Genomic DNA, 13,963 nt, shown 5'->3' on the forward strand with positions numbered 1-13,963 from the left:
GCGAGGGGATGATACGAATGCGACTGACCTGCCCGAATTGCGGCGCGCAATACGAGGTGGCCCGCGACGCGGTTCCCGCCGAGGGGCGCGACGTGCAGTGCTCGAATTGCGGCGTGACCTGGCTGGCCAAGCCCGAAGCCGAACCCAAGCCGGCCCCGGTCGCCGCGGCGGGCCCGCGCAGCACGATCACGCCCGAGATCGCCGAGATCCTGCGCGCCGAGGCCGCCCGCGAGGCGGCGGCGCGGCGAGCAGGGGGCGCCCAGGACACGAAGGCGCCCGCCACCGAAGAGGTGGCGGAAGAGAGCGAGGAAGAGCAGGCCGCCACTGAGCTGTTCGGGGAGGAGGGCAAGGAGGACGACACCGAGATCGCCTTTGCCGAAAACCGGGGCGCCGATGAGGCGGCAAAACTGGGTGCGGAGAAGCTGCCGGAAAGCGAGGTCTGGGAGGACGAGGACGAGCCCGACTTCGACTGGAACGCCTTCGCTGCCACGTTGAAGCAGGATGCGGAGCCCAAGCCCGCAGAGCCCGCGACGGAGGCGGCCGAGCCTGCGAGCGAGAATAAGGCGGAAGCGGAGCCGGAAGACGGCAACGGCCCTTCTCCCGAGCCGGAGTCGGTCGCACCCGCTTTTGCTGAGCCGACCGCTGAGCCGGTCGAGACGGCGCTGGAGGATGACGAGGCCGATTTGACGGGCGAGATGGAGCCTGACGCGCCCGAACTGACGGCGACGGAGGCGGAGGACGCGCAGGCGGCCGGGGACGAAGACGAAGCCGAACCCATAAGCGCGACCGAAGCCGTGGCTTGGCCGGAGCCCGAAGCCATGCCGGCCCCGGTGGATCGGCCGATCATCCCGATGGATGACGATACCGCCGCGGAGCCGTTCGACGAGGCGCCGGGAGAGGATCCGCGCGCGGAAGCGGACGCGCCGATGACCCCGACAGCGACGCGGGAGTTCGATGCCCCGCAACCGCCTGCCGACGGAATGGACGAAGGCACGGAGCAGGTCGCGACTGAAACGCCGTCCGCCCGTGCGGTGGATGACGGGCATTCCGAAGACGATTCCGACTGGGACGATGATCTGGGGGACTCGCTCGGCGTCGATCCGGAGGATGATGGCGAGGATATCGCACAGGAGTCCGTCCCTTGGTTGACCGACCGCGTCGCGGAGCGTTCGGAAGATGAGCCCTTCGAGGCGGAACCTGAGGATCTTGACGAAGTCGACAGAGAAGACGACCGCTTCGAGCCCGAGCCCGAGCCCGAGCCCGAGCCCGAGCCCGAGCCCGAGCCCGAGCCCGAACTGGCGACGGTGCCCCCAGCGCCGAACCCGGAGCCGCACGACGCGGCGCGGGCGCGGGCCGCGACGGCGGCGGCATCGACCGGCGCGGTGACCCGGCGCGATCTTCTGCCCGATATCGAGGAGATCAACTCCAGCCTGCGCCACGCCACGCCGCGCCCGGCCACCACCGGCGGCGAGGTGACCCATTCGCAGCACGGTCGGGGCTTCCGGCTGGGCTTCGGCATCGCGCTGCTGCTGGCGGCGGCGGCGGCCCTCACCTACTCGCATGCCGGTCGCCTGGGCGCGGCCCTGCCACCGCTGGAGCCGGTCCTGTCCGCCTATGCCGCCTCGGTCGACGGGCTGCGCCTGCAACTCGACAGCTGGATGCGGGATCTGCTGGAGGCGCTGGGCTGAGGCACAGCGCTCAGAACAGGTCGAGCAGCCTTTCGAGATAGTCGCGCTCGGCGCGCGGGCGTTCGCGCTCGGCGGCGCGCCGGCGAATCTCTCCCAGCAGTTCCTCGGCACGTCGCGCCGGGTCGGTGCCTTCGAGCATCGAATCGTCGGTGCCGGCGCCACCGCGACCGGCGGTGTCGCGGCCCAGCGGGTCGCGCTGTCCGGCGCCGTCGCCGCGCTGCCCCTCGCCGGGCTCTCCCGGCTCGCCCCGCTCGCCTTGGGCCAGCGCCTCGCCGAGCTCGCGCGCGGCGCCGCGCAGCGCCTCGGTCGCCTCGGCCTGACGGTCGATCGCCCCGGCAAGATCGTCGCGCCGCAGCGCCTCCTCGGCCCCGTCCATCGCCCGGCCGGCCCGGTCGAGCGCCTCCTCCGCGCGGCGCGCGGCATCGCCGTCCAGCCGGGGCAGGGCACCGCGCTGGCGCGCCAGTTCGTCGCGCAGCGCCTGCTGGCGATCCGCGAGGCTGCCCGGGCCCGGCATGTCGCCCTCGCCGGGTTGACCCTGGCCCGGCTGGTCCTGGCCCTGCTGACCTTGCTGACCCTGGCCGGGCTGGCCTTGGGGCCCCTGCGGCTGGCCGCTGCGGCCGTTGAAGCGGTCCTGCAGCTCACGGAACGCCTCGTCCGAAAGCTCCTGCTGATCGCGCAGCGACTCCTGCAGGTCCTGCATGGAGCGCTGCCCCGGCGTGGAAGGGCCGCTGCCCTCACCCTGCGCCACCTGCAGGTTCTCCATCATGCGGTTGAGCTGCTCCATCAGCTCGGCCGCCTCGGCCATCCGGCCTTCTTCCATCAGCTCCTGGATCCGGTCCATCAGCGCCTGGAGCTCGTCCTGGGTGATCTCCATGCTCTCGCCCTGGCCGGTCTGGGGCTCGTCGAGCCCGTCCTCGGCCGGCTGCGCGTTCTCGGCCAGCATCCGCAGATACTCGTCGGTGGCTGCGCGCAGCTCGTCCATCAGCTCGGCGATCTCGTCGGGGCTGGCGCCGTCCCGCATCGCCTGGGCGAGCCGCTCCTGCGCCCGGCGCAGCCGTTCGCGCGCATCCGCCAGCGTGCCGTCCTCGAGCTGCACCGCGAGGTCCCACAGCGCCTTCGCGATCTCGTCCTGCGCCTCGACGGTAAGCCCGCCTTCAGCCCGGCGCAGCGTGTCGAGCCGCCGCAGCGCCACCCGCAGCCGCAGATAAGTGGCCTCGTCCGGGAACACCTCCTCGGGCCGATGCGACACCGCGCGCAGCAGGTCGACCACCCGACCGGCATTGTCGCGCGACCACAAGAGGTCGCGCCGCTGCTCGGCCACGGCGCGGGCGACCGGCTGGAAGAAGCGGCGGCCGGGCAGGGTGGCGGGGTAGGGCTGCGCCGCGCCGGTCTGATCCGCCGCGTCGGTCACCTCGAGCGTGATCCGGACCGGCATGTTGGCAAAGGGATGCTCGGAAAAATCGCCTGCGAGGATTTCCTCGATCTCGCGGCGGTCTCCGGTGAATGGCATCGGGAGGTCGACCACCAGCGCCTCGCGCGGATCGGGTTCGGCCACCAGACCATGGGCCCGCTCCACCGCCTCGACATCGAGGGTGATACTCGCCTGGCCGGAGACCACGCCGTGGTCGTCGCTGGCCCGGAAGGGCAGTGTCATCTGCCCCGGGCCGGCGGTGTCCAGCGGCCCGGCGACCGAAACCTGCGGCATGGCGTCGGGGATCGCCCGCACCTCCCATTCGGCGCCGCCCGGCCCGTCGATCGCGATCCGGCCGTCTCGGATGACGGTGAAGGACTGCTCGGGCGCCGAGGCGGCAGGCAGCTCGCCGGTGCGGCCCGAGACGGTCTCCGACAGGGTCAGCGCGCCGATCTCGCCATAGAGCCGCACGGTGATCTCGCTGTTCTCGGGAACCGCGAGCGCGCCGGGCGGCTGGTCGGCGAGGTAGAGGGCCGGCTGGCCCGTATGGGCGGGCGGTTCGATCCAGCCTTCCCAGACCGGGCCCTGCGCCAGCCCATCCGTGCCGCCAGGCGTCAGCGCGGTGACCGATCCCAGCCGCCAGACCGAGCCGAACAGCAGCGCTGTCAGCAGAAACAGCAGCGCGATGTAGCGCAGGCCGAAGGGGTCGCGCGCCGCGAGGCGCAGATCTGGACGGGCGGCAGGTGCGTTGGCGCTGCGCGCCCGCATCCGTTCCTGATGCGCGGCCCAGAGTGCCTCGGCCCCGCTATCGCCTCGGCCCGTCGCCTGCGCATCCAGAAGCGCCGATACCGGCCGTCCGGGCAGGCTGCGGTCAAGCCGGTCGAGCGCCTCGGCGCGGGAGGGCCAGCGGAACCGCCAGAGACCCCAGCCGAGACCGGCAAGCCCGCCGAGGATCGCCAGCACCGCCCAGCCCCAGAACGCCTCGACCGGCAGCCGGTCCTGCCAGCCCGCGATCAGCGGCGCCAGCGCCAGCGCGATCACCGTCCAGAGCGGCCAGAAGGCGCGCAGCAGCCGTTCGGCCACCATCCCGGCGCGGGTCAGCGCGGCAGGGCGTTTCAGATGCGACAGGGGATCGCGGGTCTCGGTCAGGGTCCGGGTGCTCCGTGGCGTTGCGGGATCGTCTCCATCATAGCCATTCGGGGATGCTATCGCGCGCGATCATTTCGTCATAGCTCGGGCGGCGGCGGATAACCGCGAATTGATCATCCCGTACCAGCACTTCCGGCACCAGCGGCCGGGCGTTGTACTCGCTCGCCATCGCCGCGCCATAGGCCCCGGCGGAACGGAAGGCCACGAGGTCGCCCTCGGCCACCGGCGGCAGTTCGCGGCCGCGCGCGAAGGTGTCGCCGGTCTCGCAGACCGGGCCGACGATGTCCCAAGGTCGGGTCTCGGCCCCCGCCGCGGCCTCGGCCACGGGGATGATGTCGTGATGCGCCTCGTACATGGCCGGGCGGATCAGGTCGTTCATCGCGGCATCGAGGATCAGGAAGTCGCGGCCCTCGCCGGATTTCGCATAGATCACCCGGCTGACCAGCAGCCCGGCATTGCCGGCGACCAGACGGCCCGGCTCGATCTCGATCTCGCAGCCCAGATGGCCGACCGTGCGCCGGATCAGCGCGCCGTAGTCGAAGGGGAGCGGCGGCGCCTCGTTGACCCGCTCATAAGGGATGCCCAAGCCCCCGCCGAGATCGAGGCGGCGAATGTCGTGGCCATCGGCGCGCAGCGTCTCGGTGAGCTCGGCGACCTTGGTGAAGGCCGCCTCGAAGGGCGCGAGCTCGGTGAGCTGCGAGCCGATATGCACGTCGATGCCGATCACCTCAATGCCGGGCAGGGCGGCGGCCAGCGCGTAGACCTCGCGCGCCCGCTTGATCGGGATGCCGAACTTGTTCTCGGACTTGCCGGTGGCGATCTTGGCGTGGGTCTTGGCGTCGACGTCGGGATTGACGCGGATGGTGATCGGCGCCGTTCGGCCCAGCCCGCTCGCCACTTCCGACAGTGCTCGCAGTTCGGGCTCGCTCTCGACGTTGAACTGGCGGATGCCGCCTTCGAGCGCCATGCGCATCTCGTCGCGGGTCTTGCCGACGCCCGAGAAGACGATCCGCTCGCCCGGCACGCCGGCGGCGCGGGCACGGGCGTATTCCCCACCCGAAACGATATCCATGCCGGCGCCCGCCTCGCCCAGAAGCTTGAGCACCGCGACGTTGCCCAGCGACTTCACCGCGAAGCAGATCAGATGCGGCATGCCGTCCAGCGCTTCCTCGAACAGCTTGAAGTGGCGCAGCAGCGTCGCGGCCGAGTAGACGTAGACCGGGGTGCCGACCTCGGCCACGATTTCGGAGATCGAGACGTCCTCGGCCATCAGCTGGCCGTCACGATAGAGAAAATGGTCCAAGGTCCCGCTCCGCTTGCCGATATGCGCCGCGTCTTAGCAGATCGGGCCGCAATCGCCAGCGGCGCGGCGTCACAATGGCCGGGTGCGCAGGAACAGGTAGAGCGGCAGGCCGCAGCCGACGCCGATCAGGATCGTCGCGGGAATCGCGGCAAGCGCCTCCCAGTTGCGGCGCACCCGCACCTCCGAGAGGATCCAGATCGTCAGCGCCACCCCGGCGATGGTGACGTCCCACATCAGCCCCGTCGTGGCCGGGTTGGCCCGCCAGGCGGCGAACAGCCCCGACCAGGAATATCCGTTCTGCGCGAACCAAGCGACGAACCAGCGCATCGGGTGCAGCGCGCCCCAGATCGCCAGCGCCAGCCAGAGCCACCTCACGGCAGCCCGCCCAGGCGACGATCGGTGCCGGTCTCACCATAGGGCAGCGTGGCGCCGGGCGCCTCGGGCACGCCGCCTGCGCCGCAGGCGGCCAGCAGCACCAGCGCCAGAAACGCGAGCCTCACTTCAGCGCGTCCCGCCAGCGCGCGATCTGGGCGCGGACATTGGCGGGGGCGGTGCCGCCATAGGCGGTGCGGGAGGCGACCGAGTTCTCGACCGTCAGCACGCCGAACACATCTTCGGTGATGCCCTCGTGCACGGCCTTCATGTCCTCGATCGTCAGCTCCGGCAGGTCGCAGCCCTTTTCCTCGGCCCGCGCCACCAGCGATCCGGTGACGTGATGCGCCTCGCGGAAGGGCAGGCCGAGTTCGCGCACCAGCCAGTCAGCGAGGTCGGTCGCGGTGGAGAAACCGGAGGCGGCGGCGGCGCGCAGATTGTCGGGCTGCGCCGTCATGTCGGCGATCATCCCGGTCATCGCCGCGAGCGACAGCATCAGGTTGTCGGCGGCGTCGAAGACCTGCTCCTTGTCCTCCTGCATGTCCTTGCCATAGGCCAGCGGCAGCCCCTTCATCACCGTCAGCAGCGCCACGTTGGCGCCCATGATCCGGCCGATCTTGGCGCGGATCAACTCGGCGGCGTCGGGGTTGCGCTTCTGCGGCATGATCGAGGAGCCGGTCGACCAGCGATCCGACATGGCGACGAAGCGGAACTGCGCCGAGGACCAGATCACCAGCTCCTCCGACAGCCGCGACAGGTGCATCGCGCAGATCGTCGCGGCCGACAGGAACTCGAGCGCGAAATCGCGGTCCGAGACCGCGTCGAGGCTGTTGGCCATCGGGCGGTCGAAGCCGAGCGCCTGCGCCGTCGCTTCGCGGTCGATCGGGAAGGAGGTGCCGGCGAGCGCGGCGGCACCGAGCGGGCTTTCGTTCATCAGCGCACGGGCATTGGCAAAGCGGGTGCGGTCACGGCCGAACATTTCGACATAGGCCATCATGTGATGGCCCCAGGTGACGGGCTGCGCGGTCTGCAGATGGGTGAAGCCCGGCATCACCCAGTCGGCGCCCGCCTCGGCCTGGCCCAGCAGCGCCTCGATCAGCGCCTTGAGCGCCTGGTCGGCGGCGTCGCACTGGTCGCGCACCCACAGCCGCAGGTCGGTCGCGACCTGGTCGTTGCGCGAGCGCGCGGTGTGCAGACGCCCCGCCGGTTCGCCGATCAGCTGCTTGAGCCGGGCCTCGACGTTCATGTGAATGTCTTCGAGCGCGGTGGAGAATTCGAAGGTCCCGGCTTCGATCTCTGACAAGACCGTGAGCAGGCCTTTCCTGATCTCCTCCGCATCCTTAGGCTCGATGATGCCCTGCGCCGCGAGCATCGCGGCATGGGCACGGGAGCCCTCGACGTCCTGCGGCGCCAGGCGCCGGTCGTAGCCGATCGAGGCGTTGATCGCCTCCATGATCGCATCCGGCCCGGCGGCGAAACGGCCGCCCCACATCGCGTTGGAGCTCTCGGTCATCTTTGGGTCCTCAAGGGAAGTCACATGCGCAGCGTCATCATCCTCGGTCTTTACATGGCGGCCACGGGCCTTGCAAACGCCGGTCCCGCCGAGATCGAAGCGCTGCGCGAGGGCGACATGCGCAAGCTCGCGGTGCATGCCGAGCCGCGGGCCGGGTCCGAGGTGCCGTTCGAGAGCGCCGAGGGCGGCGAGATCACGCTCGGCGACTTTGCGGGCAAGCCGGTCCTGGTCAATTTCTGGGCCACCTGGTGCGCGCCCTGTCGCGAGGAGATGCCGCAGCTTGCCGCCCTCCAGGAAACGCTGGGCGGGCCGGAATTCGAGGTGGTCACCATCGCCACGGGCCGCAACGAGCCGGTCGCGATGGAGCGGTTCCTGTCCGAGATCGGCGCCGAGGATTTGCCGCGCCACCGCGACCCGCGCCAGTCGCTGGCCCGCGACATGGGCGTGCTTGGCCTGCCGGTGACGCTGATCCTCGATGCCGAGGGCCGCGAGATCGCGCGGCTTCAGGGCGAGGCCGACTGGTCCTCGGACAGCGCGCGGGCGATCCTCGAGGCGGTAATCGCGGGCGAATACGACAGCTGACGTCGCCCTCCGCCGCGATGGCGGACTCCGAAAATCCACAGAATTTTTCGGAGGAGGGGCGCGCCTGCCGCGCCCCGCTGCTCAGGCGGTGCCCGAGGTGGGCGACAGGCTCAGCGGGTCGATGCCGAGGCCCTTGAGCGCGGCGGACCACTTGTGTTCGTTGGCGCGGCCGAAGACCACGGCGTGCTGCGCCTCGCCGATCAGCCAGCCATTCTGCGCCAGCTCGTCCTCGAGCTGGCCCGGCCCCCAGCCGGCATAGCCCAGCGCCAGCAGCGAGAATTTCGGCCCGCGCCCATGCGCGATCTCCTCGAGCACGTCGAGCGTCGCGGTCATCGCCGTGCTCTCGTCGACCTGCAGCGTGCCCTGATCCGAGGCGTAGTCGGTCGTGTGCAGCACGAAGCCCCGGCTTTCCTCCACCGGGCCGCCGACATGTACGCGAATGTCGCGGATGCCGGGATCGGCGGTGATCTCGAGTTGTTCGAGCAGGTCCGAGAACCGCACCTCGGTCGCGGGCTTGTTGACGATCAGCCCCATCGCCCCTTCCTCGGAATGGGCGCAGATGAAAATCACCGCGTGGTCGAAGCGCGGGTCACCCATGCCGGGCATCGCGATGAGGAGCTTGCCGCTCAGGTCGGGGTTCATGGCTTCCATCCCCCGATGATGTGATGCGCGGGGCACACGATCAAGGGGCGGGATGCGGCGCTCTCGCGCCGACGTGACTTTCCTTCGTGCGGGCGCGCGGTCATCACTGCGGTCATGACACGCCCCTTCTTCCTCGCGCCGCTGCTCCTCGCCCTCGGATCGCTGCTGCCCGCCGCCGCCCCCGCCGGGCCGGTCGACGACATCGTGCGGCTCGATCTGCTGCCCGGCTGGCGCGATGCGGACGGTACCCAGTTTGCCGGCTTCCGGATCACCCTCGCCGAAGGGTGGAAGACCTATTGGCGCGCCCCGGGCGAGGCGGGCATCCCGCCTCTGGTCGACTGGCAGGGCTCGCGCAATGTCGCGGGCGCCGCCTTCCACTGGCCGGTGCCCGAGATCTTCCATGTCGGTGGTTTCGAGACCTACGGCTATTCCGATCAGGTGGTGCTGCCGGTCGAGATCGCGCCTGCCCGTGCGGGTGCCCCGGTGCGGATCGAGGGGGTGCTGGAGCTGGGCGTCTGCCAGGACGTCTGCGTGCCGGTCGCGCTCGACTTCGCTGCCGATCTGCCGATGAGCGAGACACGGGATCCGGCGCTGGCGCTGGCTCTGGCGGACCGGGCGATGACGCCCGAGGAGGCCGGGCTCGGCACGGCGCGCTGCACGGTCGGCCCCGCTGCCAAGGGCATCGCCCTGTGGGCCGAGATCCCCGCCATGCCCGGTGCGCGCGCGGTGGTGGTCGAGACCGGCGACCCGGCGCTGTGGGCCGCCCCGGTGAAGATGCGCCGGGCGGGCGACGAGATCAGCGCCGAGACCCGGATCGAGCATGTCGGCAAGGGGCCGGTCGCGCTCGACCGCTCGGCGCTGGTGATCACGGTGATCGGCGACGGCGAGGCGGTCGAGTTCAGGGGCTGTCCCCCGGCCTGATCACTTGCGCCGGAGATGCTCGTCGAGCCGGGGCAGGATTTCCACGAAGTTGCAGGGCTTGTGACGATAGTCGAGTTGGCGGACGAGGATCTCGTCCCAAGCGTCGCGGCAGGCGCCGGGGCTGCCGGGCAGGGCAAAGAGATAGGTCCCGTTCGCGACGCCGCCGGTGGCCCGGCTCTGCACGGCAGAGGTGCCGATCTTGTTCATCGAGACGATGGTGAAGACCGTGCCGAAGGCGTCGATCTCCTTCTCGTAGACATCGCGATGCGCCTCGACCGTCACGTCGCGCCCGGTCAGCCCGGTGCCACCGGTCGAGATCACCACGTCGATGCCGGGATCGGCGCACCAGCTCCGCAGGCGCTCCGCGATCGCCGCGCGGTCGTCGCGCAGCAGGTCGCGAGCGGCGAGCAGGTGCCCCGCCGCTTCGATCCGCTCGACCAGCGTGTCGCCGGACCGGTCCTCGGATGCGTCTCGCGTGTCGCTGACGGTGAGAACGGCGATCCGCACGGGGATGAAGTCGCGCGCCATGCTCATGCCCGCGACATCGCCGCGAGACGCAGCGCCAGCCCGGCAAAGATCGTGGCCGAGATCCGGCCGAGCCAGCGGTTGAATCCGGCCGAGCCGGCGAGGCGCCGCCCGACGCCACCGGCGAACACGCCCACCGCGCCGTTGACCACCAGCCCGCCCAGCGAGAGCACCGCGCCGAGCGCTAGGAACTGGAGCAGAACCGGGCGGGCAGGATCGGTGAATTGCGGCAGGAAGGCCAGCACGAACAGGATCACCTTGGGATTGGTGAGGTTGACGACGAGGCCCTGCCGGAAGGCGCGCGACGGACGAATTGCGGGCAATTCCTCGGGCGCGGCGCCGCCGCCGCGCAGCGCGGTCGCGGCCAGCCAGAGCAGGTAGCCGACGCCGATCCAGCGGATCGCGTCGAAGAGCCATGGCAGCGCCGCGACGGCGGCGCCGAGGCCGAGACCCGTCAGCGTCACATGGCCCATCACCGCCAGCGCGATTCCGGCATCGGCGGCGAGCGCCGCGCGCGGGCCGCCGCGCAGGCCCTGGCCGAGGCAGAACATCATGTCCGCGCCCGGCGTCAGGTTGAGCGCGAGCGCCGCCGGCAGGAAGGCGAGCAGCACAAGGGGGTCGATCATGTCCGGGCTCCGTCGAGGCGCGTCTTGAGCGCGAGTAGGTCGGCCCAAGCCTCGCGCTTGGCCGCAGGGTTGGCGATCAGATGTGCGGGCGAAAAGATCGGCAGCGCCGGTCGGCCCATGAGGTCGCCCCAGCGCCCGCGCAGGCGATGCAGCCCGCCACCCTTCATCAGCGCGGCGCAGGCGACGGAGCCCATCACCACAAGGATCTCCGAGTCGGCCAGCTCGACATGCCGGTCGAGAAAGGGGCGCATCATCGCGAGATCGCCCGGATCGGGGGCACGGTCGCCCGGCACGCGCCAGGGCAGCACTGGCACCATGTGGACCGCGCGCTCCATATCCGGCGCATCTACCGACAGACCGATCGCGGCGAGCATCCGCTCGAGCAGCCGCCCGGCAGGACCCGCCACCGGTGTGCCGGCGCGATCCTCGTCGCGGCGCGGCGGGTCGAGCAGCAGCGTCACCCGCGCACCGGCGCGGCCGCCAGAGAAGACGAAGCTGCGGGCGCCACGGCGCAGGTCGCAATGCTCGAACCGTTCCATCGCCGCGGCGAGCGCGTCGAGGTCGGGCGCGGCCCGGGCGGCCTCGGTGGCCAGCGCCACCGGATCGGGCTCCTCGATGCGGACCGGGGCAGGGGCCGCCGTCGCGGCGCCCGGGGCCGGCGCCACCGCCGGCCGGGCATCGGTCAGCGTGTAGCGGTCGAGCGGCGCGTCGAGAATCGCCTCGTCCGCGCCGATCTCGATCTGCCAGTCGAGCAGCGCCCGCGCGCGCCAGTAGTCCAGTGCCGATTCCATGGGGCGCAGGCTATGCCGGATCGCGCCGGGATGGCAGGGGGCGAATGCGGGGGCAGGGGGAGGTCACCCGTTCGATCATGCGCCGGTCTGAGAAGCCGCGGCTCAGCCGACGTTGTGCCGCTCGATCCAGCCGCGCAGATCCTCGGCCTCGTGACGGGCCTCGCGCAGCGCCTCCATCGCGGCGCGCAGCTCGGCCTCGGACTGCTTGAGCTGGCCGGTCAGCTCGGCCTCGCGCTCCTCGAGATAGGCGATCGCCTGATCGCGGGTCTCCTCGGCCTCGTGCAGCGCCTGCGCCATGCGGTCCAGCTCGCCGATATCGGCGCGGGTGACGCGGGTGAAGCGGTTCACCAGCCAGCTGGCGAACCAGCCGAGGGCGAAAGCGGCAAAAAGAATGACCGCCGTGGCGATGATGAACTCGGTTCTGTTCACGTTCCCGTCCCTAGTCGTCTGAATCGTCTGTGGGGCGCGCACGCGGCCCGAAGGCCGGGCGCTCCATCGCCTGCGGCGCGTCGGCGTCGATGCTCTGCGCCTCCTGCACCGGGGCCGCCGGGGCGTCTTCGCCGCTCTCATCGCCATCCTCGGTCGTGGCTTCGGCCATGGTGGCGGCCTGCGCGCCGCTGAGCCGGAACTCGATCCGGCGGTTGGCCTCGCGGCCATCGGCGGTGTCGTTATCGGCGATCGGGTCGGCCTCGCCATAGCCCTTGGCGGTGAAGCCCGCCACCGGCACGCGGGCGCGGCGCAGCGCCTCGACCACGGCGTCGGCGCGCTTCTGGCTAAGCGCGAGGTTCATCTCGTCGCGGCCCTGGCTGTCGGTGTAGCCCGCTACCTCGATCTCGAGCTCTGGGCAGCGACGCACGATCTCGGCGATGTCGTCGACCACGGGACGGGCCTCGGCTGTGATGGTAGCCGAGCCAGGGTCGAAGGTGATCTTGGTGTCGGCCGTGACATAGGCGATCTGGCGCAGGCATTCCTCGGGGCTGGGCAGGCCCGCGATCGGGTCGAGCCGCTCCTCATAGGCGACTTCGATGTCGAAATCGGCGCCGCGGCCCAGCTTGTCGGCCAGCAGCCCGGCGATGTCAGCGCGTGCGGTCTTGCTGCCGGTGCGCCCGGTGATGGCGAGCGTGTCGGGGCCGACATCGAGCTCGCCCACGGCGAGCATCGACAGCGCCTCCAGCCCTGCCAGCACCCGCATCGACCAGTCGCCCGGCAGCCCGCCGGTAACCCGGGTCGCCAGCTTCAGGTCGTCACCGCCGAAGCGGGCGCGGGCGAAATTCTCGACCGTGGTGGCGGCGAGCTGGTCGGGCAGACGTCCGGCGAGTCGCAGCTCGCCTGCCTCGGCCAGTCTCGCGGTGAATTCGGGCGCGCCCTCGGGCCGCGCTTCGGGGGCCTCGGGCAGCACCGCCTCGAGCGCGAAGAGATCGGGCAGGTCGTTCTCCAGCCGGCCCGCGACCCGGTCGAACAGCGCGGGATCGGTGCCCTGCGCCGCGATCAGGGCGACATCGGCATCCGAGAAGGTGACGCTGCCGCCGCCCAGTTCGGCCAGCGCGGCGACGCCGGTCGCGACCGCCTCGCCCCATTGGCCCGACGGCACCCCGAGTCCCAAAGTGCAGTCGACGTCATCGCCGGCCCCGGCCTCGGTGGCGGCGCGGATGATCGTGGCCATAGCTTCCGGCGTGTCGGCCGAGCAGGCCTCGAAGCGCGGGCCCTGCTCGTCGATCACGAAGCGCGTGGCAAAGGGAGTGATGACCGGCCGCGGCGCGCTGATCCGGAGCGCGAGGCGCACCGTGTCCGGCTTGAGCCGGGTCAGATCTGCTTCCAGCTTGCGCTGCGCCTCGGGGCTGTCGGAGATCGCCTCGACCCGGACCCGGCCGGGTCGGACCGAAAGCTTGGAGCGCGGCAGCGTCTCCAGCGCCCGTCCGGCATAGCGCAGAGCCGAGGCCCAGTGTTCCGGCACCGGGTGGTCGGCGACGTCGAGCAGGTCGCTCACCGGCAGGCCGTCGGCGGCGCGCTCCATCTGGGCGATCAGCGCGGCGCGGTCGGTTGCCGCCGGGATCAGGCCGATCAGCGACACGCCGCTGTCGTTGCGCAGGATCTCGATCGCGAAATCGGGGGGCGGCGGGGTTTCGGCCTCGACCACCTGCATGTTGTCGATCACCCGGCTCGCATCGACGATGGCGCCGGCCGCCGAAATCGCGCGGAAGCGCATCGCCTCGGTCGGGGCGGCGCCTTCGAGGATCACCTGCAGCCCGTCGCCCTGAACGCTGGCCCAGTCATGTCCCTGCGCGGCCAATGCGGCGCGCACCTCGCCCACCGAGACGTCCTCGACCACGGCGACGGCGGTACGTGCGGCAATGACCGAAACCCCGCCGGCGAGGGCGAAGGCGGTCAGGGCGGCGGCGAGTGGCGGCAGGCGCATCCGGGGCTCCGGGCTTGTTGCGAC

General features: G+C 71.3%; 14 protein-coding genes. 3 read left to right on the forward strand and 11 right to left on the reverse strand.

The window, feature by feature from the left end:
- The first annotated feature begins 17 nt into the window (after positions 1-17).
- Complete coding sequence (locus T8T21_RS13060) at positions 18-1,688, forward strand: zinc-ribbon domain-containing protein (protein WP_322335893.1); 1,671 nt, start codon at positions 18-20, stop codon at positions 1,686-1,688.
- Positions 1,689-1,698: 10 nt separating this feature from the next.
- On the opposite strand, the gene T8T21_RS13065 is transcribed toward T8T21_RS13060, so the two are convergent.
- The 5 genes from T8T21_RS13065 to argH all read right to left on the reverse strand — a co-directional run bounded on the left by T8T21_RS13065 (position 1,699) and on the right by argH (position 7,436).
- Positions 1,699-4,227, reverse strand: a complete 2,529-nt coding sequence (locus T8T21_RS13065) for a TIGR02302 family protein (RefSeq protein ID WP_322337494.1) — start codon at positions 4,225-4,227, stop codon at positions 1,699-1,701.
- A gap of 58 nt (positions 4,228-4,285) precedes the next feature.
- Complete coding sequence (lysA, locus tag T8T21_RS13070; RefSeq protein WP_322335894.1) at positions 4,286-5,551, reverse strand: diaminopimelate decarboxylase; 1,266 nt, start codon at positions 5,549-5,551, stop codon at positions 4,286-4,288.
- A 69-nt stretch (positions 5,552-5,620) separates the two neighbouring features.
- Complete coding sequence (locus T8T21_RS13075; RefSeq protein ID WP_322335895.1) at positions 5,621-5,926, reverse strand: DUF2834 domain-containing protein; 306 nt, start codon at positions 5,924-5,926, stop codon at positions 5,621-5,623.
- Entirely contained in the window at positions 5,923-6,051 is a 129-nt protein-coding gene (locus T8T21_RS13080) for a hypothetical protein (RefSeq protein WP_322335896.1), read from the reverse strand. Before T8T21_RS13080 ends, T8T21_RS13075 begins: the two co-directional genes overlap by 4 nt.
- Entirely contained in the window at positions 6,048-7,436 is a 1,389-nt protein-coding gene (gene argH / locus T8T21_RS13085) for an argininosuccinate lyase (protein ID WP_322335897.1), read from the reverse strand. The genes T8T21_RS13080 and argH overlap by 4 nt, the downstream gene beginning before the upstream one ends.
- Before the next feature lie 24 nt (positions 7,437-7,460).
- Between argH and T8T21_RS13090 the strand changes: the two genes are divergently transcribed.
- On the forward strand, positions 7,461-8,018 hold the full coding sequence (locus tag T8T21_RS13090; protein WP_322335898.1) for a TlpA family protein disulfide reductase: 558 nt from the start codon (positions 7,461-7,463) through the stop codon (positions 8,016-8,018).
- An 81-nt stretch (positions 8,019-8,099) separates the two neighbouring features.
- On the opposite strand, the gene T8T21_RS13095 is transcribed toward T8T21_RS13090, so the two are convergent.
- Complete coding sequence (locus T8T21_RS13095; RefSeq protein ID WP_183474644.1) at positions 8,100-8,660, reverse strand: YqgE/AlgH family protein; 561 nt, start codon at positions 8,658-8,660, stop codon at positions 8,100-8,102.
- A 114-nt stretch (positions 8,661-8,774) separates the two neighbouring features.
- Between T8T21_RS13095 and T8T21_RS13100 the strand changes: the two genes are divergently transcribed.
- Positions 8,775-9,581: a protein-disulfide reductase DsbD domain-containing protein gene (locus tag T8T21_RS13100; protein WP_322335899.1), complete on the forward strand. Its 807-nt coding sequence runs from the start codon at positions 8,775-8,777 to the stop codon at positions 9,579-9,581.
- Here T8T21_RS13100 and moaB read toward each other — a convergent pair whose 3' ends face one another.
- The 5 genes from moaB to T8T21_RS13125 all read right to left on the reverse strand — a co-directional run bounded on the left by moaB (position 9,582) and on the right by T8T21_RS13125 (position 13,939).
- Complete coding sequence (moaB, locus tag T8T21_RS13105) at positions 9,582-10,109, reverse strand: molybdenum cofactor biosynthesis protein B (RefSeq protein ID WP_322337495.1); 528 nt, start codon at positions 10,107-10,109, stop codon at positions 9,582-9,584. It abuts the gene before it with no gap.
- A gap of 2 nt (positions 10,110-10,111) precedes the next feature.
- Positions 10,112-10,732 (reverse strand): LysE family translocator, encoded by a 621-nt coding sequence (locus T8T21_RS13110; protein ID WP_322335900.1) that lies wholly within the window; start codon positions 10,730-10,732, stop codon positions 10,112-10,114.
- On the reverse strand, positions 10,729-11,523 hold the full coding sequence (locus tag T8T21_RS13115; protein WP_322335901.1) for a uracil-DNA glycosylase: 795 nt from the start codon (positions 11,521-11,523) through the stop codon (positions 10,729-10,731). The genes T8T21_RS13110 and T8T21_RS13115 overlap by 4 nt, the downstream gene beginning before the upstream one ends.
- A 102-nt stretch (positions 11,524-11,625) precedes the next feature.
- The gene (locus tag T8T21_RS13120; protein ID WP_183474648.1) at positions 11,626-11,952 is read right to left on the reverse strand and encodes a hypothetical protein; all 327 of its coding nucleotides are present in this window, start codon (positions 11,950-11,952) and stop codon (positions 11,626-11,628) included.
- A gap of 10 nt (positions 11,953-11,962) precedes the next feature.
- Positions 11,963-13,939 (reverse strand): OmpA family protein, encoded by a 1,977-nt coding sequence (locus T8T21_RS13125; RefSeq protein WP_322335902.1) that lies wholly within the window; start codon positions 13,937-13,939, stop codon positions 11,963-11,965.
- Positions 13,940-13,963 lie beyond the last annotated feature (24 nt).

It is taken from the genome of Limimaricola variabilis (assembly GCF_034371605.1).
Lineage (GTDB): Bacteria > Pseudomonadota > Alphaproteobacteria > Rhodobacterales > Rhodobacteraceae > Limimaricola > Limimaricola variabilis.